A 17,902-nucleotide genomic window follows, 5' to 3' on the forward strand; every position below is an offset into this window, starting at 1 on the left:
GGTCAGAACGCTTGCGGCTCGTCGAAAATGAGGATGTTGTCGTCCTGGGCGCGCGCCTGGGGATTGGCCAGGAAGGGGGTCCTGGGCAGCTCCACGCGGAAGAGGCTGCCCCGGCCGGGCTCGCTGTCCACGTGGATCCGTCCGTGCAGGATCTCCACCAGGGCCCGCACCACCACCAGGCCGAGGCCCTGGCCCCGCGCCACCTTGAAGGGGCCGTTCTCGTTCCGGAAGGGTTCGAAGATCCCCTTGAGGGCGAGCTCGGAAAGGCCCGGGCCCCCGTCCTGCACCTCCAGCACCAGGCCCGACCCGGTCAGCACGGCGCGCACCTCCACGGGGCCCTGGGCGTGATGGACGGCGTTGGAGACGAGGTTGGAGAGGATGTGGTGGAGCATGTCGGCGTCGGTGGGGAAGTCCTCCTCCAGGCCCTCGAGGCGCGTGGCCAGGCCCAGCTCCCGCTCCCGGGCCTTGACCTCGAAGGAGCCCACCACGTCGCGCACCACCGAGGCCACGTCGACCCGGGCGAGGAAGGGGCTGGCCTCGCCGGCTTCCACTTCGGCGGCGGTGAAGACGTTGCGGATCTGGCAGTCCAGGTGGAAGGCCTCGTCCTTGACCAGGGCCGCCAGTTCCCGCGCCTTGGCGGGGGGAAGGGCCGGGTCGGCGATGCGGTCGGCCAGGGCCATGATCCCGCCGAGGGGATTGTTGATCTCATTGCGCATCAGGGCCAGGAAGCGCGTCTTGACCTCCTCGGAGTGGGTGAGCTTGACGTTGAGGGCCATGAGGCTGCGGTTCATGGCGCCGGCGTCGTGGAGGGCCTTGCCCAGGCTGTCCCGGCTCTCCCTCACCTCCTGGCTCTTCCGGCGGATGGCGAGGTGGGTCATCACCCGGACTTCCACCTCCTCGTACTGGACGGGCTTGGCCAGACAGTCCACGGCGCCGGAGTGGAACGCCCTCACCCGCTGGGACGTGCCCAGGAGGCCGCTCATGACGATCACCGCGGGAGGCCCTTCCTCGCCCTGGGCGAGGAGCTCCCGGCAGACGTCGTAGCCGTTGATTCCCGGCATGGTCAGGTCCAGCAGGACCACGTCGGGGCGCTCCCGCCGGGCCAGGTCCAGGCCCTGGGCGCCGTCGGGGGCGTCCAGCACCCGCAGGCCGATGCCTTCCAGGAAGGCCCGCAGGGCCACCCGAAGAGCCGCGTCGTCGTCGATGATGAGGATGGTGTCGGAGGAATCCATGGTCGGGCTCCGGGGTCAGCGGGCGATGAGCTCGGGAATCTGGGAGAGCGGCACGACCTTGTCCGCGGCGCCCAGCTTGATGGCCTCCTTGGGCATGCCGAAGACCACGCAGCTCTCCTCGTCCTGGGCCAGGGTGTGGGCGCCGGCCTGCTTCATCTCCAGGAGGCCCCGGGCGCCGTCGTCGCCCATGCCGGTCATGATGACGCCCAGGGCGTTCCGGCCCGCGTACTTGGCCACGGAGCGGAAGAGCACGTCCACCGAGGGGCAGTGCCGGTTCACGGGGGGCGCCGAGACCACCTCGGCCACGTACTGGGCGCCGCTGCGGCGCACCACCAGATGCTTGCCTCCCGGGGCGATGAGGGCCCGGCCGGCCAGGACGCGGTCGCCGGTCTTCGCTTCCCGCACCTCGATCTCGCAGAGGCTGTCGAGGCGGGCCGCGAAGGCCGCGGTGAACTTCTCGGGCATGTGCTGGACCACCACGATGCCCGGGCAGGTGCGGGGCAGGGACGCCAGCACGTACTCCAGGGCCTGGGTGCCGCCCGTGGACGTGCCGATGGCGGTGAACCGGTCCGTGGTGACCGCCATGGCCTCGCCCCCCGGCGGCAGCACGATGTCCGCGTTGGACTTGGGAGGGATGGGCTTGAGCACCCGTGTGACCCGGGCGCCGGCGGCGGCCCGCACCGCGGTGACCAGGTCGCCGGAGCTGTCCTCCAGGAAGGACTTCACGCCCAGGGTGGGCTTGGTGAAGATGGTGAAGGCGCCCGCGGCCAGGGCCTGCATGGTGGTCTCGGCGCCCTTGGCGGTGAGCGACGAGCAGATGATGACCGGCGTGGGGCGTTCGGCCATGATCTTGCGCAGGAAGGTGATCCCGTCCATGCGCGGCATCTCCACGTCCAGGAGGATGACGTCGGGCCACTCCTTCTTCATCTTCTCCATGGCGAACAGCGGATCCATGGCCTGGCCGATGACCTTGATCCCCCTGTCCTTCCCGAGGATCTCAGTGAGGGCCTGCCGCACCACCGCGGAATCGTCGATGACCAGGACTTTGATGGGCTCAGGGGACACGGTACACCGTCGGACGAAGGGGGGTGAGGTTGTGGTCGAGCCCGGTGAGGCTCTCGGAATGGCCGACGATGAGGAGGCCCCCCGGCTTGACCTGGCCCGCCACGGCGTCCACCACGAGCTTCTTCTGGGGAGGTTCGAAATAGATGAGCACGTTTCTCAGGAAGGCGACGTCGAAGGGACCCAGCCTGGGCAGGGGCTGGATGAGGTTGGCCTGGGTGAAGGTCACCCGTTGCCTTAGATGCCGGCTGACGAGGAACATGCCCTCCTGCTTCCCGGTGCCCTTGAGGCAGTGGGCGTGCAGCAGCTCCTTGGGGATGCCGGCGCTGCGCTCCATGGGGTAGAGCCCGTTGCGGGCCCGCTCCAGGACGCGGGTGCTGATGTCGGTGCCCAGCACCTGCCAGTCGGCGGTGCCCAGGAGATCGGACAGGACCATGGCGATGGTGTAGGCCTCCTCCCCGCTCGAGCTGGCCGCGCTCCAGACCTTGAAGGGAAAGGGCACCGGCCGCAGGCCGCGGATGTGGTCGGACAGGATGCGGAAGTGCTCGGGTTCCCGGAAGAAGGAGGTCTCGTTGGTGGTCATCATGTCGATGGCCGTCTGGAGCTCGATCTTCTCCGAGGGGTCCTGGAGGATCTTGAGGTACTCCCCGAAGGAGGACACGCCGCGGTGGCGCAGGCGGTTGCCGAGCCTGCCCACCACCAGGGCCTTCTTCTGGTCCGAGAGGTTGATGCCGGTGAGCTGCTTGACCAGGGTCCGGATGCGTCCGAACTCCACGTCCGTGATGGCCGGCGACCCCGTCGCCAGCGGAAAGCCTGGAGATGGAGGGCGAACGGTCACGAAGCGTCCGCCCTGGCACCACCGGCCCCCAGGGCGGCCATTTCGTCGATGGAGAGGACATGGTTGACGTCCAGCAGGATGACGAACTTCCCGCCCACCTTGCCGACGCCGGCCAGGAAGTCGCTGCGCAGGGTGCTGCCGAAGGACGGCGCGGGCTCGATCTCCGAGGCGCCGATCTCCAGCACCTCGCTCACGTGGTCCACGATGACCCCCAGCTCCACGATATCCCCCTCCTGCGCCACCTCCAGGATCACGATGCAGGTTCGCCGCGCCACGTCGGTGGCGGGGCGGCCGAACCGCACCGAAAGGTCGATCACCGGCACCACCGCCCCGCGCAGGTTGATCACGCCCCGGATGAAGTCCGGCATGAGGGGCACCTCGGTGAGGGCGCCGTACTGGATCACCTCCTTGATGGAGCGGATGTCCATCGCGAAGTGCTCCCCGCCCAGCACGAAGGCCAGGAACTGGTCCTTCTTCTCCACCTGGACCTTCTCCACCGCGGCCCGGGTGCGCTTGTTGACCTGCATCGCTTCCGCCATGGGCGTCTCCTTCCGTCAGAATCGGGAAAAATCATCCTCGTTGGCTTCCAGGGGCTTGGCCGGGCGTCTGGACACGGAAACCGGCGCCTTGGCGGCCGGCCGTTTCGCGACCCGGGCACGGACGCCCGCCAACTGGAAGAAGGCCATGGTCCCCTGCATCTCCTGGGCCTGGGCGTTCACTTCCTCGGAGGTGGACGCCAGTTCCTCGGACGCCGCCGCGTTCTGCGCCACCGCCTGGCTGATCTGGCCGATGGCGGCATTGATCTGGCCCACGCCGGAGTTCTGCTCCGCGGAGGCCGCGGCGATCTCCATGACCAGATCGGCGGTCTTCTGGATGGAGGGGACGATGGTATCCAGGAGGTTCCCCGCCCGTTCCGCGAGCTCCACGCTGCCCGAGGCGAGCCCGCTGATTTCCTCGGCGGCCACCTGGCTGCGCTCGGCCAGCTTGCGCACCTCGGCCGCCACCACCGCGAAGCCCTTGCCGTGCTCCCCGGCCCGTCCCGCCTCGATGGCGGCATTGAGGGCCAGCAGGTTGGTCTGGTAGGCGATGTCGTCGATGATGGCGATCTTCTGGGCGATCAGCTTCATGGCGCCCACCGTCTCCTTCACCGCCTTGCCGCCGTCCCGGGCCTCCATGGCCGTGCGGGAGGCCAGGTCGCCGGTGACCTTGGCGTTCTCGTTGTTCTGGGCGATGGAGGCGCTCATCTCCTCCACGGAGGCGCTGGTCTCCTCCACGCTTGCAGCCTGTTCACTGGCGCCCTGGCTCAGGGACTGGGCCGTGGCGCTCAGCTGGTCCGAGGCGCCCACCAGCATGTCCGAGGCTTCCTGCACCTGCCCCACCACGTCCGAGAGCTTCTGCACCATGACCTTGATGGAGGCCATCATGCTTTCGGTGTCGCCCCGGGACGTAACCACCTCCAGGCCCAGGTTGCCTTCGGCCACCTGACGCACGATGGCGGCGGCGTAGGCGGGTTCGCCTCCCACCTGCTTCTTGATGAGGGACGTCACCAGGAGTCCCAGCCCCACCGCCAGGAGCATGCCCAGGCCGATGGCCACGGCCATCTGGGTGGAGGCTGACCGGGCGATCTGGGCGTTGGCGGTGGCGATGGCTTCGGCCTCCTCCACGTTGCCCCGGATCATCTTCTCGATCACTCCGTTGAGCTCGTTGGTGATCTTGCCGACGTTGGCGCTGTAGGACACGGCCACCGAATCGGCGATCTTGTTCTCGTTCCGGAAGCGGATCATGGGCTGGGCCACCTCCTTGTCGTAGGTGACGGTCAGCTCCCGCAGCCGGGCCAGGTTCGCCTTCTCCTCGCTGGAGGTGGCCTGCTTCGTGTAGGCCTCCATGGCGTCCTGCATGAGCTTCCAGTTGTTCTCGTAGGCCTTCAGGACCATGGCCAGCTTCTCCTTGTCGGGGGCGGCGATGGTCTTGCTGAGGGAGTTCCTCACCAGCTGGAAGTTCCCGTTGATCGCGTCCAGGTTCTTCATGGGCGCGGTGGCGGAATCGTACATGTTCCGGTCACTGGTGGCCAGCTTGTCGAGGTTGAAGATCCCGATGGCCCCGACCCCCCCGGCGATGAGGGCGACGAGCACGAAGGCCAGGATCAGCTGCGTGGCGAGAGGAAGATGCTTGAACCAGTTCATGGGCGCCCCTGCTCAAGAGTTGGTTGGGAAAGGGCCGGGGCGACGCCCCTGCCGCGACGCGTGGCGAGCTGGACGAGCTGGGGAACGTCGAGGATCAGGGCCACCTCGCCGGTGCCCAGGATGGTGGAGCCCCCCACGCCGCGAAGGTTGCGGAAGAGCTCTCCCAGGGGCTTGATGACCGTCTGGAATTCGCCCAGGAGCTTGTCCACCACGATGCCGGCGCGGGTCTCGCCGTACTGGATGACCACCACCCGCTCCTTGGCGGGCCGGGGCCCCGGCACGGTGAAGACCTCCCGCAGGCGCAGGAAGGGCAGCACCTCGCCCCGGAGGTTGATGAGGTGGTTCTCCTCGGACTCCAGGAAGGGGCCCAGGTCCAGGCACTCGATGACCGTGTCCAGGGGGATGACGTAGCAGGTGGATTCCACCTCCACCCGGAACCCGTCGATGATGGCCAGGGTCAGGGGGAGCCGGATGCGCATGGTGGTTCCGGAGCCCTCGTAGCTCTCGATCTCCACGGTTCCGCGCAATTCGTCGATGTTCCGGCGCACCACGTCCATGCCCACGCCCCGGCCGGAGAGGTTGCTTACGGCGGAGGCGGTGGAGAACCCCGGCTCGAAGATGAGGGCGTGGACCTCGGCGTCGGACAGGTCCGCCCCGGCGGCCACCAGGCCCTTTTCCACCGCCTTGGCCAGGATCCGGGCCCTGTCCAGGCCGCCGCCGTCGTCGGCCACCTCGATGACGATGCTGCCGGACTCGTGGAAGGCGTTGAGGGAGAGCGAGCCCGTGGCCGGCTTGCCCCGGGCCAGGCGCACCTCCGCGGATTCGATGCCGTGGTCGATGGAGTTGCGCACGATGTGCATGAGCGGATCGGCGATCTTCTCCACGATGGTCTTGTCCAGTTCGGTTTCGGCGCCCTGGATCTCCAGCTCGATCTCCTTGCCCAGTTCCCGGCTCACGTCCCTCACGATGCGCCTGAAGCGGCTGAAGGTCTCGCCGATCTGCACCATGCGGAGGCTCAATGCATTGTCGCGGATCTCCTCCACCAGCTTGTTGAAGGTGGCGGTGGCCTCCAGGAGGCGGGACTCCTTGGCCTGGCTGGCCATGGCCTGGGCGCTGGCCCCGGCGATGACCAGCTCGCCCACCAGGTTCACCAGCTTGTCGAGCTTCTCGGCAGCGACCTTCACCACCTTCATCTCGTTGGCCTGCTTGTCCTGGAAACGCTTCTGCTTTTCCAATGCCGCGGCCACCACCGGGGGCGGAACGGACTGGTCCTGCACCAGGATCGTGCCGATCATGCGCCCGGGGTCCTCGCCCTTCTGCACCTGCAGGGCCGTGTCCAGTTCGCGCGCGGTGATGCAGCCCCCGGCCACCAGGATCTCCCCGAGGAAATGCTCCTCCTCGGGCAGGGCCTGGATGAGGGCCAGGTACTCCTCCACCTTGGCGCGGGGCGGGATCAGGCGGATCCGGCTGTCGTCCTGGATGAACTCGAAGACGTCCTCCAGGGTCTTGCGGTCCGCGTCGGTCTCCAGGTCCATCTCCAGGCCCAGGTAGCAGGCCTCGGGATCGAAGGCCTCCCCGGCGGGGAGCTTCTCCAGCAGGGAGTGCAGGCTGACCATGCGCCCCAGGGTGCGCAGGTAGCGCACGAAGGAAAGGGGGTCCATGCCGTTCTGGAGCACGTTGGGCGAGAACCGCACGGAGATGTGCCAGTGGTCCCCGCCGCCTTCCGGGCGATGGGCCACCTCGGGGTGCACGGCGGGGGCCACGGTGGCCACCCCGCCCTCGAGCCAGGGAACCAGGGCCCCCAGGAGGCGTTCGCCCTCTGCGGCCACTTCGGGCGGCTCCTCGGCGTTCTCCCGCACCGTGGCCAGCATGCGCACCAGGTGGTCATGGCACTCCAGGAACAGGCCCACCAGCTCGGGGTTCAGGGCGAGGCGGCCGCCCCGCACCCGGTCCATGACGCTTTCCACCGTGTGGGCGAAGCGCACGATGGGGTCCAGCCCGAACAGCCCCGCCGAACCCTTGATGGTGTGCACGGCGCGGAAGATGGCGTTGATGGATTCCGTGGCGTCGGCCTGGTCCTCCACGGTCAGGAGCGCCTCCTCCATGGAGGCCAGCAGCTCGCGGCATTCGATGATGAAGGTCTGCTTGACCTGGTCCATGTCCATGGTTGCCTCAGGCGGTGGGTGCGATGAGCAGGGTGTCCCCGAACGCGCCGGCCAGGTTGAGCTGGTCGAGCACCTCCAGGACGGCGGGGCTGTGGTGGGTGAAGGGCACGGCCCCACCCCGGGCCCGGGCCTCGCGCTTGAGCCAGAGGAGCACCTGGGCGCCGGCGGTGTCGAGCTCCTCGATGCCCGAAAGGTCCACCTCCAGGGCCGGGTCCGCGGCCAGTTCCTCCCCGAGGCGCGTCCTGGCCTCGGCGGCGTGATAGATGGTGAGTTCCCCCGAAAGGAGGAGGGTGTGCTGGTCGCGTGCGAAGGTGATCATGGCCGGCCTCAGGGAAGGATCAGCTTGGAAACGGCCACGAGCAGCTGCTCGGGCTTGAAGGGCTTGACCACCCAGGCCCGGGCGCCCGCGGCCTGCCCTTCGCGCTTCTTGTCCTCGCCGGCCTCGGTGGTGAGCATGATCACCGGGGTGAACTTGTAGGCCGGATGGGCCCGGATGGACTTGAGGAAGGTGATGCCGTCCATGTTGGGCATGTTCACGTCGCAGATCATGAGGTGGACCTTCTGCCCGGTGAGCTTGGCCAGCGCGTCCTGTCCGTCGCAGGCCTCGATGACGTCGTACCCTGCCCCGGCCAGGGCGATGGCCACCACCTGCCGGAGGCTCACGGAATCGTCGATGATCATGATGGTCTTTGCCATGGGGTCCACTCAGAAGAAGGTGATGTCGGAATCCGTGTCCTGGGAGGCCTGCTCCCCACGGTGGATGGCCAGCTGTTCGGCGGTGGTGTAGGTGGTCTCGAGCTCCGCAAGCCACTGGTCCACCTCCAGGCTGGTGGGATGGTGCTCGAGGCGATGGCTGAACTTCTCCATGTCCGCCACGACGCTCTGGAGGATCTGCCCCACCCGGTCCTGGAACTGCAGGTGGACGAGGGTGCTGGAGATCTCCTGCCCCAGATGGACCCCCACCCCCTCGAAGCGCGTGGCGGAGTCGGAAAGGAGCCCCACGCCCTCCTGGATGTCCTCGACCACCTTCTTGATGGTGGCGTCGGCCTTCTGGACCATGGCGGCGTCGGTGACCGCGAAGGCCTGGGTGGCGGCGAGGGTGTCCAGGAGCGACTTGTTCACCCAGGCCACCTTGGACGTGATGGCGTTGCCGGTGGTGCCCGAGCGCATGCTGAGCTTGCGCACTTCGTCGGCCACCACGGCGAAGCCCCGTCCCAGCTCCCGGGCATGGGCGGCCTCGATGGCGGCGTTCAGGGCCAGGAGGTTGGTCTGGTTGGCGATGGCCGCCACCTCCTCGCTCATGGTGCGCAGCTCCTCGGTGATGGCAGCCAGGTCCTGGATCTTCTCCAGCACCTCGTTGCGGGCCCTGGCGCCCGCCTCCAGGTCCTCCACCACCCCGTGCAGGGCGTCGGCGCCCCGTTCGATGGTGACCTGGAGGTTCCGGTTCGACTCCAGGCCGGCGGTGTGGACGGCCTCCTTCAGGTTCCGCTGCATGGCCGAGAAGCGCCCGGTGAGGGCCGTGATGGCCTCCTCCATCTCCGACCGGGCCTGGGAGGTCTGCCCCGCCCAGAGGGGGACCACGGCGCCGGCGACCTGCTCGATCCCGGGGCGGGCCTCAGGGGAGGCCTGCACCGGCGCCGGTTCCAGGGCAGCGGGGGCGGGCGGGGCGGGGCGCCGGACCAGAAGGACGCACCCCAGGGCCGCCAGGCCCAGGAGCACACCCTTCCAGCCGAATCCGGACGCGAGGCAGGGCGCCAGGAAGACCACGGCGGGGACGCCGTAGGTTCCCAGGTGCCGGGGGATCGGAAGGTTCGTTACGGGGGCTGGGGATTCCAAGGGGTCCGGTCTCCTGGGCGGGGCGCCGGGGGCGCGGGAGGGGGGGAATGAGAGAGAAGGCGTTGGGCCTCAACGGATGGCTACGTCAAGGATTCCACCCCTTCGCCGGGGCGGCCATCAAAAACGTGTGAACTCGCCCGCATCCTGCTCCTGCTGCGCGGCCACCTTCCGGGGCTTCGCCGGAGCCCGCGCCGCCACCCGGGCACGCGCGGGCGCGGCGCCCTTGGCGAGCCGGAAGTAGTCCATGGTCCCCTGGAGCTCCAGGGCCTGGGCATTGACCTCTTCCGATGTGGAGGCCAGCTCTTCCGAGGCGGCCGCGCTGTGGGCCACCGCCTGGCTGATCTGGCCGATGGCCGCGTTGATCTGGCCCACGCCGGAATTCTGCTCCGCCGAGGCGGCGGCGATCTCCATGACCAGGTCGGAGGTCTTCTGGATGGACGGGACGATGGTGTCCAGCAGCTTCCCGGCCCGTTCAGCCAGGTCCACGCTGCCGGAGGCGAGCCCGCTGATCTCCTCGGCCGCCACCTGGCTGCGCTCGGCCAGCTTGCGCACTTCGGCGGCCACCACCGCAAAGCCCTTGCCGTGTTCCCCGGCGCGGCCCGCCTCGATGGCCGCGTTCAGGGCCAGCAGGTTGGTCTGGTAGGCGATGTCGTCGATGATGGCGATCTTCTGGGCGATCTGCTTCATGGCGCCCACGGTCTCCCTCACCGCCTGGCCCCCTTCCACCGTCTCCTTGGCGGTCCGGGTGGCGATGTCCCCGGTCACCTTGGCGTTCTCGTTGTTCTGGGCGATGGAAGCGCTCATCTCCTCCACCGAGGCGCTGGTCTCCTCCACGCTTGCGGCCTGCTCGCTGGCGCCCTGACTCAGGGACTGGGCGGTGGAGCTGAGCTGCTCCGAGGCGCCCACCAGCGACTGGGAGGCTTCCTGCACCTGGCCCACCACGCTGGCCAGCTTTTCAACCATGTTCTTGATGGACGCCATCATGCTCGTGGTGTCCCCCGGCTGCAGGTCCACCTGGACCGCCAGGTCCCCGGCCGCCACCTGCTGGGCGATGGAAGCGGCCTCCATGGGTTCGCCGCCCACCTGGCGCTTGATCATGCGGGTCACCAGGAGGCCCAGTCCCATGGCCAACGCGAAAACCACGACCGTGGTGAGGGTCATGTTCCGCCGGAGCCCGTCGTAGGTGGCCGCCCCGGACTTGTCGGCCTCTTCGGCCACGTGGCCGTTGTCGTCCAGGATCTTCACGAGCATGGCCCGCAGCTCCAGGTACTTCGGCCTGGCTTCGAGCATCGTCATCTTCTTCGCGTCCTCGACCTTCTTGTCGTCCATCAGGGCCGCGATCTTCCGGATCGTCTCCCCGTAGCTGGTCCACTTGGGATCGAAATCGGCCCAGAGGGCCTTTTCGGTGTCGCTCATGTTCGTGGCCCGTTCCTTCTTGGACCATTCCAGAAACTCCTTCTTGGCCAGCTCGATGTTGGCGAGTTCGGCCGCGCGGCCCTTTTCGTCCGGGGCCATGACCATGTACACCACCCGCAGCTGCAGGGCGGCCATGCGCACGATGCAGTTGGCCAAGTAGTTCTGGCCCAGGACGTTTTCGGTGTAGACCTGGTGCATGAGGCCGGCGACGGTCGAGGTGCCCCTCACGCCCATCGCCCCCACCCCGACCGACAGGATGGCCACGATCAGGAAGGCAAGCAGGAGCCGTGCGGAAAGGCGGAGGTTGTTCAAGAAGGACATGGCAGCTCCTTTGGAACCTGGTTGGGGGATGGGACGATCGACACCGTGTAAGGAGTCATCGGTAAATCCTGTGGGAGGGTGAGATTGGTGTGGATTGTGCACGCTTCCCGGCCACCTGCAAGCCCCAATAAAAAGGTTCTTTATTGAAAACATCAAATACGAATCAGAACCGGCCGGTCCCGGCCCGGGCCGGACCGTTCCCCCTGCCCTGGCCAGCCGGCCCTGACGTTTCCGCGAGGCGGAAAAAGGCCATGGTGGACTGGAGCTCCATGGCCTGGGCGTTCACCTCCTCGGAGGTGGAGGCCAGTTCCTCGGAGGCCGCCGCATTCTGGGCGACGGCCTGGCTGATCTGGCCGATGGCGCCGTTGATCTGGCCCACCCCGGCGTTCTGCTCCGAGGAGGCGGCGGCGATTTCCAGCACCAGATCGCTCGTCTTTTGAATGGAAGGGACGATGGTGTCCAGGAGGTGCCCGGCCCGCTCGGCCAGATCCACGCTGCCCGTGGCGAGCCCGCTGATCTCCTCCGCCGCCACCTGGCTCCGTTCGGCCAGCTTGCGCACTTCCGCGGCCACCACCGCGAAGCCCCGTCCGTGCTCCCCGGCCCGGCCCGCCTCGATGGCCGCGTTCAAGGCCAGCAGATTGGTCTGGTAGGCGATGTCGTCGATGATGGCGATCTTCTGGGCGATCTCTTTCATGGCCCCCACCGTCTCCCTCACGGCCTTGCCCCCTTCCCGGGCTTCCTGGGCGGTGCGCGCGGCCAGATCCCCGGTCACCTTGGAATTCTCGTTGTTCTGGGCGATGGAGGCGCTCATCTGCTCCACCGAGGCGCTGGTCTCCTCCACGCTCGCGGCCTGTTCGCTGGCGCCCTGGCTCAGGGCCTGGGCCGTGGAACTCAGATGTTCCGACGCCCCCGCCAGGGACCGGGAGGCCTCCTGCACCTGGCCGATGACCCCCCCCAGCCGCCCCACCATCTCCTGCATGGCCAGCAGCAGGCTGCCCTTGGCCCGGGGATCCACCTCCACGGTGGTCGTGAGATCCCCGTCCGCCACCCGCCGAACCACGTCGGCGGCATAGGAGGGCTCGCCGCCCAGGCTCCGGGTGATGCTCCGGGTCACCAGCCAGGCCGCGACCGTCCCGGCCGCCAGGCCTATCAGGAGGAGGATCACTTGAAGGCGCTGGGCCTGGACCACCGCCGTCTCGATGGCGGCCGCCTTGGCGGCGTTCTGCTGCGCCAACTGGGCGCCCAGGTCGTCCAGGGCCTGCATCCAGCCGCCATAGATGGGACGCAGGGTCCCGAGGATGAAGTCTCCGGCCTCCACCTTTCCAGGCTTGCCCATGAGTTCCATGAGGTGGTCGATGGCCGGGTACGCTTCCACCCGGCTGGCGCGGACGCGGGTAAGGATCTCCTGCTCGGCCGCGGGAATCCGCCCCTTGCGGCCTTCGTTGACGCGGGCCAGGCGGGCCTCGGCCTCGTCGTAGCCCTCGCGGGCCTTCCGGTAGAGCCCCTTGCCCCGTTCGTAGGCGGCGGCCTCCCGGGCGATGACCATGTCCCGGTACGCCACCCGCATGCGGTCGGCCGAGATGATCATGGCCTGGGACGCGGCCGCCGCGGCCTGGTTCACCCGGAACATCTCCGCGGTCTGCGCCTCCATGGCGGCCATCTTCCGGTTGTCCACCAGGATCGTGGCCACCATCAGCGCGAGGAGCAGGCCGAATCCCATACTCAGCTTCCCGGCGACGCGAAGGTTCGAAAACAGGCCCATGGCATACCCCTTTCGCAAGCGTGCAGTCCTCCAGCCACCGGCCGGATTCCGGACGGGAACTGGGTTATGTAATCCGTAATTCATACATCGGCAGGCTTCCTGGAATTCTTTATTCCGGTTTTCTCCACCCCGTTGAAGGGCCGGCGGGGACCCGGAAATGGGGCAAGATGGATCCAGGAGGCCGACCATGCCCATGCCACCCATCCTTCCCACCCTGGACTGGAAAGCCATCTTCGAATCCGGCATGCCCTATTCCCAATGGATCACCACCGGTACCGTCCCCGCCAACCGCGCGCGCATGGAGGAGCTCCTGGGGGCCCGGGCCCTGGAGCCCCACGTGCGGGGGTTCCTGGCGGCCCTGGCACGGCCGGTGCGCGTCGTGGCCATCGCCGAGGACTGGTGCGGCGACGTGGTGCGGCACGTGCCGGTGCTCCAGCGCATGGCCCAGGCCGCGCCGGCCCTCCAGGTGCGCTACGTCTCCCGCGGCCAGCACCCGGAGGTCTTCGCGCGGTTCCTCACCAACGGCGGGGAGGCCATCCCGAAATTCGTCTTCCTGTCCGAGTCCTGGGCCGAATGCGGCAACTGGGGCCCCATGCCCGCAGCCCTGCGCGACCTCATCGCCCGGGGCAAGGCCTGCGGCGACGTGGCCGCGGCCCGGAAGAAGGTCTCCGCCCGCTACGAGGCCGACCCCGAAGGCAGGGAAACCCAGCGGGAACTCATGGCCCTGTTGGAAATCGCCGCCTGTTCGGAGCCCTAGAGGGTTAGCGGAACAACCAGCTCACCTTCACCTGGATGGCGTCGTCCGAGGGCAGCCGGGAGAGCACGGCAACGTCGTTGCGGGGGCTGAGGCTTCCCCGGTCGTTGATCAGCGCGTCCGTGGCCACCCCGTGGGTGTATACGAAAAACAAGGTGGATCCCGGCTTGAATTCCCAGCGGACAATTAGATTCTCATTCCACACCCGGTCCGAGAAGCTGGTGGTGGCGCTGGAGGCGCCGGGGGCGAGGGTCGCGTCGTCCACGTAGCTCTGGAGATCCCGGAACTCCCAGTTGGCCAGGAGCCACTGCCCCAGCACCTGCACGCTGAGGTTCGGGCTCAGGGCGTAGGCCAGGCGTAGGGTCTCGTTGAACTGGGACATGCGCCGGAGCCCCACGACCGGGGTGGTGCCCTGCGTCTCCAGGTAGCGCAGCTCGCCCTCGTTGCGCGTGACGGTGGTGTCGGACTGGATCTCCATGGCGGGACCGAGCTTGATGGACTGGTACCATCCCGCGTCGGAGGTGGGGCCGTCGGGCCAGAAGGTGCGGTTGGCGGTGATGCGCACGTACCACGGCCGGTTCCCGGGCGTGTCGAAGCCCAGGCCCAGGCCCGGGATGGAGCCCCGGTGGAGGTATTTCTTCACGGGATCCGAGTACGTGCGCAGCTCCCGGTCGTCGTCCACGGGCAGGGCCACATGGGCGTTGCCCCACACAGCCCAGAAATTGGTGAAATCCGTGCTGGCCCAGGTGCTGGCGGTCCGCTGGAAGACCCGTCCGGCCTGGTCCCGGGCGTACGAGAAGTCCAGGCCCCATTCCCAGTTCCGCATGGAGCCGATCCGCTCGTCCCAATGGCGGACCACGCCGGCGTAGATCCGCTGTTCGTCCGCCCTGGCCTGGTAGCCCTGATCGTTGGGATTGAAGCCGCGGCTGGCATTGTCCCCGTTGACCTCCATGCGCCAGCCGGAGGCCCAGCGCTTGAGGTACCGGGCGTATTGCCAGGACCCGGTGGCCTCCGCCCCGCGGGTTCCCGCCTGGCTCCAGGCGGCACTCATCTCCAGCGCGGACCCCCGGTCGGAACTCTTGAGGACGGCGTCCACCGCCCCCACCTTGGCGCTGCGCCCGGCGGGGTCCGCCTCCCGCACCAGGGACGCGAAGGCGCCCACCGTGCTCCCGCGGCCATCCACCTTCTGCTGGGCCCGGACGACCCCGTAGGTGGCATAGGGGGAGATGGAGCGGCCCAGGAGGCTTCCGTCGTCGTTTTCCACGGTGCCCCGGGCGTTCTCCACCCCCGCGGCCAGCGCGCCCAGCGAAAGGCCCGTGTCCAGCTTGGCCGTGTATTTCGCCGCCGCCGCGATCTCGGCGGTCGCCGGCCCGTTCACGAGCGTTTGGCCGTCGTCCAGGGTGGGATCGACGAGACTCCGGCCGATGCGGCGGCTGTAGAAGAGCCGGACGCCGGGGAACTGGAAGATCTCCATGCCTTCCAGGAAGAAGGGGCGCTTCTCGGGAAAGACGGTCTCCACCGTGGACAGGTTCAGCACGGCCTGGTCCACCTCCACCTGGGCGAAGTCCGGGCGCAGGGTGAGGTCCAGCTGGGAGGCGGAGGTCAGGCCCAGGTGGGCGTCCAGGCCCACGTTCCCCTTGCGGCCACGGTCATCGAAGGAATTGGCCGTCTTGAATTTGTCCGTGTAGGTGAAGAAGGGGATCCATTCCCGGCGGGGCTGGGGCGCCACCCCCTTGATGCCCGTGAGGTCCGGAAACCGGCTGGCGAAGGCGTTCTCCCCCCGGGGGGGCAGGTCCCAGTAGCTGGACTCCCGGATGGCGCCCGAATCGGTGCGGCTGAAGTTGATGCCCCACACCTCGTTGCCCCCGGTGCGCAGGCGCAGGACGGAGAGGGGGATCTTGAGGATGGCGGTCCATCCCCCGGGACCCGCCTTCACCCGGCTTTCCCACACCGCGTCCCAGCTGGAATCGCCGGAGATGGAATCCCCGGCGTAGATGGCGTCCCGCTGCACGCCGGCGGCGTTCACCAGGAAGCCGAAGGCGGTGCGCCGGTCCCGGTTGCTGTCGATGTAGACCCCGAACCAGTCGCTGGTGCTTTCCTGGTCCCGGCGGTGCAGCCGACGCACGGGGCGCGTGCCCCGGGGCAGGCCCATGTGCGCGCCCACGTAAAGGAACTGGTCGTCGTAGAGGACCTTGACCTCCGTGGGGGTGGCCGCGTCCTGGCCAAAGTCGGGCCAGGAGGTGCGGAACCCCGTGGCGGCCGGGGCCCGGTCCCAGTCCGGCTCGCCCATGCCGCCCTCCAGGCGGATGCGCCCCGTGGTTCGCACCGCTTCCAGCCCGGCCGCCCCCAGGGCCGGCCCCAGGACCATCCACCCGAGCGCCGCCCACCGCGCAAGGCGCAGAGGGATGACGGGCGAGCAAGGATTCATGGACGCTCTCACATAGGAAGGGACCGCACGACCAAAAGACCCGCTGATCCCGTTTGTAATCGTAGCAAAAAAGGTAAACACGGTGGCTATGATGGTTTCCAACTTTCCGGGAGGTCGCTGATGGTATCCCTCACCCAGCTTTGGCTGCCCATTCTGCTGGCGGCCGTTTTCGTCTTCCTGGGCAGCAGCCTGGTGCACATGGCCCTCAAGTGGCACAACTCCGACTACCGGGCCCATCCGGACGAGGAGGGCCTCCGCGCGGCCATCCGCAAGGGTTCCCCCGGCCCCGGCCAGTACGCCCTGCCCTTCTGCGGCGACCCCAAGGCCATGGGTACCGACGAGATGAAGCGGAAGTACGAGGAGGGCCCCATGGGGTTCCTGGTCCTCACCGCCCCCGGCGTCCCGAACATGGGCAGCTACCTGGGCAAGTGGTTCCTGTACACCCTCGGGGTGTCCTTCTGCGTGGCCTACGTCGCCTCCCGCACCCTGGCCCCCGGCACCCCCTACCTCCAGGTGTTCCGGGTGGCGGGCACCGTGGCCTTCCTGGCGTACGCGGCCGGGAGCGTCCAGGGTTCCATCTGGTTCGGCAAGCCCTGGAAGGTCACGCTCAAGGAACTGGCCGACGGCCTCATCTACGGCCTGCTCACGGCCGGGGCCTTCGGGTGGCTTTGGCCCAGGTAGGAATCGGCACCTAAAAGGGAAATAAATCGGTAAGTAGTAATCATGGCTTAATCGTCGTGAACCGGGATTTGCACCTCGGGGGGACGATGGCAGGAATCTGGTTGAAGCTGTTACCGGCCAGGCCGTGGCGATCCGGCAGGATCATCGAAAAGAATAAACGCTGGGGCGCAGAGGGCTCGCAGAGGCGCTGGGAAAAGAAGGTGGAGCAGATCGTTCACACCAGAGGCTGATCCCCCAGCGCCCCAGCGAGTCCCCAGCGCCTCTGCGTTTGATCTTTTTCCCTGGTTGTAGTGGCGCAACGCGTGCGTGCCATGCCAAAGAGCAATCCTTGGATCCCCCATGCCCCGAGCCGATCGGGTAGAACCCACTTCCGCCCAGGGATCCCAACCTAGCGTCCTTTGAATTCATCCATGGAGCGGTTCACCCCGAAGAACCCGGTGATGGCGTCGAAGATCGGGGGCGGCAGGAACTTGATCATGAGCACGGCCACCACGAACCGCGGCATGATGAGCCGGGCGCGGTTGCGCTCGATGGCGTCCAGGATCCGGAAGGTGGCGTAGGCGGGGTCCAGGATGGGCAGGAGCCAGGGGAAGCGCGTCTTGACGCCGCGGAACATGCCGGTGTCGATGTAGTAGGGGCAGACCACGGTGGTGCGGATGGGGTGGCCCAGGCGCCTGAGCTCCAGGCGCAGGGACTCGTCGAAACCCACGGCGGCGAACTTGGAGGCGCAGTAGTCCGTGAGGCGGGAGGTGCCCGAGAGGCCCGCGGCGCTGGCGACGGTGACCAGGTGGCCCCGGCCCTGGGCGATCATGGCCGGCAGGAAGGCCCGGGTCATCCAGAACAGGGCCAGCGTGTTCACCTGGAAGGTGCGCTCGATGGCCTCGTCGGAGCATTCCAGGATGGGCTTGCCCGTGACGATGCCCGCGTTGTTGATCAGCACGTCCACCGGTCCCCGGGCCTTGAGGACCTTTTCCGCCGTGGCCTGGATCCGGGCCCGGTCGGAAAGGTCCACGGCGAAGACGGCGGTGTCGCCGCCCAGTTCCTCCAGGACGGCCCGCAGGCCGGCCTCGTCCCGGTCCAGGAGCGTCAGGCGCGCCCCGCGCACCCGGGCTTCCTGGGCCATGAGGCGGCCGATGCCGCTGGCGGCGCCGGTGATGAGCACATGGGAACCGCGCAGGCGGGTCATGGGGACTCCACGGAAGGAGGGCCGGGGGAGCCTGGGCC

15 protein-coding genes are annotated in these 17,902 nt (G+C 68.1%); 2 read left to right on the top strand and 13 right to left on the bottom strand.

Translation table 11 applies throughout. The features are described 5' to 3' along the window. Nucleotides 1-2: 2 nt before the first annotated feature. The 11 genes from ACZ5LB_RS12605 to ACZ5LB_RS12655 all read right to left on the bottom strand — a co-directional run bounded on the left by ACZ5LB_RS12605 (nucleotide 3) and on the right by ACZ5LB_RS12655 (nucleotide 12,815). Complete coding sequence (locus ACZ5LB_RS12605; protein WP_464602575.1) at nucleotides 3-1,232, bottom strand: hybrid sensor histidine kinase/response regulator; 1,230 nt, start codon at nucleotides 1,230-1,232, stop codon at nucleotides 3-5. Between the two features lie 15 nt (nucleotides 1,233-1,247). Continuing rightward, the gene (locus ACZ5LB_RS12610; protein WP_464602576.1) at nucleotides 1,248-2,297 is read right to left on the bottom strand and encodes a protein-glutamate methylesterase/protein-glutamine glutaminase; all 1,050 of its coding nucleotides are present in this window, start codon (nucleotides 2,295-2,297) and stop codon (nucleotides 1,248-1,250) included. After that, entirely contained in the window at nucleotides 2,287-3,132 is an 846-nt protein-coding gene (locus ACZ5LB_RS12615) for a CheR family methyltransferase (protein WP_464602577.1), read from the bottom strand. The genes ACZ5LB_RS12610 and ACZ5LB_RS12615 overlap by 11 nt, the downstream gene beginning before the upstream one ends. Continuing rightward, on the bottom strand, nucleotides 3,129-3,671 hold the full coding sequence (locus ACZ5LB_RS12620; RefSeq protein ID WP_464602578.1) for a chemotaxis protein CheW: 543 nt from the start codon (nucleotides 3,669-3,671) through the stop codon (nucleotides 3,129-3,131). Before ACZ5LB_RS12620 ends, ACZ5LB_RS12615 begins: the two co-directional genes overlap by 4 nt. A gap of 15 nt (nucleotides 3,672-3,686) precedes the next feature. Further along, nucleotides 3,687-5,315: a methyl-accepting chemotaxis protein gene (locus ACZ5LB_RS12625; protein WP_464602579.1), complete on the bottom strand. Its 1,629-nt coding sequence runs from the start codon at nucleotides 5,313-5,315 to the stop codon at nucleotides 3,687-3,689. Continuing rightward, complete coding sequence (locus ACZ5LB_RS12630) at nucleotides 5,312-7,480, bottom strand: chemotaxis protein CheW (RefSeq protein ID WP_464602580.1); 2,169 nt, start codon at nucleotides 7,478-7,480, stop codon at nucleotides 5,312-5,314. Before ACZ5LB_RS12630 ends, ACZ5LB_RS12625 begins: the two co-directional genes overlap by 4 nt. A 7-nt stretch (nucleotides 7,481-7,487) precedes the next feature. Continuing rightward, nucleotides 7,488-7,799: an STAS domain-containing protein gene (locus tag ACZ5LB_RS12635; RefSeq protein WP_464602581.1), complete on the bottom strand. Its 312-nt coding sequence runs from the start codon at nucleotides 7,797-7,799 to the stop codon at nucleotides 7,488-7,490. Nucleotides 7,800-7,807: 8 nt separating this feature from the next. Beyond that, nucleotides 7,808-8,176, bottom strand: coding sequence for a response regulator (locus ACZ5LB_RS12640; protein WP_464602582.1), 369 nt, complete (start codon nucleotides 8,174-8,176; stop codon nucleotides 7,808-7,810). Nucleotides 8,177-8,185: 9 nt separating this feature from the next. Next, complete coding sequence (locus tag ACZ5LB_RS12645; RefSeq protein WP_464602583.1) at nucleotides 8,186-9,316, bottom strand: methyl-accepting chemotaxis protein; 1,131 nt, start codon at nucleotides 9,314-9,316, stop codon at nucleotides 8,186-8,188. A 117-nt stretch (nucleotides 9,317-9,433) separates the two neighbouring features. After that, nucleotides 9,434-11,053 carry a methyl-accepting chemotaxis protein gene (locus tag ACZ5LB_RS12650; protein ID WP_464602584.1) on the bottom strand — a complete coding sequence of 540 codons (1,620 nt, stop codon included), beginning with the start codon at nucleotides 11,051-11,053 and terminating at the stop codon, nucleotides 9,434-9,436. A gap of 163 nt (nucleotides 11,054-11,216) precedes the next feature. After that, nucleotides 11,217-12,815 (bottom strand): methyl-accepting chemotaxis protein, encoded by a 1,599-nt coding sequence (locus tag ACZ5LB_RS12655; protein WP_464602585.1) that lies wholly within the window; start codon nucleotides 12,813-12,815, stop codon nucleotides 11,217-11,219. 187 nt (nucleotides 12,816-13,002) lie between these two features. Between ACZ5LB_RS12655 and ACZ5LB_RS12660 the strand changes: the two genes are divergently transcribed. Continuing rightward, the gene (locus ACZ5LB_RS12660; RefSeq protein WP_464602586.1) at nucleotides 13,003-13,572 is read left to right on the top strand and encodes a thioredoxin family protein; all 570 of its coding nucleotides are present in this window, start codon (nucleotides 13,003-13,005) and stop codon (nucleotides 13,570-13,572) included. 4 nt (nucleotides 13,573-13,576) lie between these two features. Here ACZ5LB_RS12660 and ACZ5LB_RS12665 read toward each other — a convergent pair whose 3' ends face one another. Further along, a complete protein-coding gene (locus ACZ5LB_RS12665; protein ID WP_464602587.1) occupies nucleotides 13,577-15,997 on the bottom strand; it encodes a DUF5916 domain-containing protein in 2,421 nt (806 codons plus the stop codon). Between the two features lie 120 nt (nucleotides 15,998-16,117). Between ACZ5LB_RS12665 and ACZ5LB_RS12670 the strand changes: the two genes are divergently transcribed. After that, complete coding sequence (locus tag ACZ5LB_RS12670; RefSeq protein ID WP_464602588.1) at nucleotides 16,118-16,678, top strand: hypothetical protein; 561 nt, start codon at nucleotides 16,118-16,120, stop codon at nucleotides 16,676-16,678. 388 nt (nucleotides 16,679-17,066) lie between these two features. Here ACZ5LB_RS12670 and ACZ5LB_RS12675 read toward each other — a convergent pair whose 3' ends face one another. Continuing rightward, entirely contained in the window at nucleotides 17,067-17,864 is a 798-nt protein-coding gene (locus ACZ5LB_RS12675; protein ID WP_464602589.1) for an SDR family oxidoreductase, read from the bottom strand. Nucleotides 17,865-17,902: the final 38 nt, after the last annotated feature.

This window comes from Mesoterricola sp. MK458 (genome assembly GCF_055384935.1).

Excerpts from the sequence above, each read along its gene's own strand:
- ACZ5LB_RS12605 (WP_464602575.1), bottom strand. The coding sequence starts at position 1,232 with ATGGATTCCTCCGACACCATCCTCATCATCGACGACGACGCGGCTCTT.
- ACZ5LB_RS12620 (WP_464602578.1), bottom strand. The coding sequence starts at position 3,671 with ATGGCGGAAGCGATGCAGGTCAACAAGCGCACCCGGGCCGCGGTGGAG.
- ACZ5LB_RS12625 (WP_464602579.1), bottom strand. The coding sequence starts at position 5,315 with ATGAACTGGTTCAAGCATCTTCCTCTCGCCACGCAGCTGATCCTGGCC.
- ACZ5LB_RS12630 (WP_464602580.1), bottom strand. The coding sequence starts at position 7,480 with ATGGACATGGACCAGGTCAAGCAGACCTTCATCATCGAATGCCGCGAG.
- ACZ5LB_RS12635 (WP_464602581.1), bottom strand. The coding sequence starts at position 7,799 with ATGATCACCTTCGCACGCGACCAGCACACCCTCCTCCTTTCGGGGGAA.
- ACZ5LB_RS12640 (WP_464602582.1), bottom strand. The coding sequence starts at position 8,176 with ATGGCAAAGACCATCATGATCATCGACGATTCCGTGAGCCTCCGGCAG.
- ACZ5LB_RS12650 (WP_464602584.1), bottom strand. The coding sequence starts at position 11,053 with ATGTCCTTCTTGAACAACCTCCGCCTTTCCGCACGGCTCCTGCTTGCC.
- ACZ5LB_RS12655 (WP_464602585.1), bottom strand. The coding sequence starts at position 12,815 with ATGGGCCTGTTTTCGAACCTTCGCGTCGCCGGGAAGCTGAGTATGGGA.
- ACZ5LB_RS12660 (WP_464602586.1), top strand. The coding sequence starts at position 13,003 with ATGCCCATGCCACCCATCCTTCCCACCCTGGACTGGAAAGCCATCTTC.
- ACZ5LB_RS12665 (WP_464602587.1), bottom strand. The coding sequence starts at position 15,997 with ATGAATCCTTGCTCGCCCGTCATCCCTCTGCGCCTTGCGCGGTGGGCG.
- ACZ5LB_RS12670 (WP_464602588.1), top strand. The coding sequence starts at position 16,118 with ATGGTATCCCTCACCCAGCTTTGGCTGCCCATTCTGCTGGCGGCCGTT.
- ACZ5LB_RS12675 (WP_464602589.1), bottom strand. The coding sequence starts at position 17,864 with ATGACCCGCCTGCGCGGTTCCCATGTGCTCATCACCGGCGCCGCCAGC.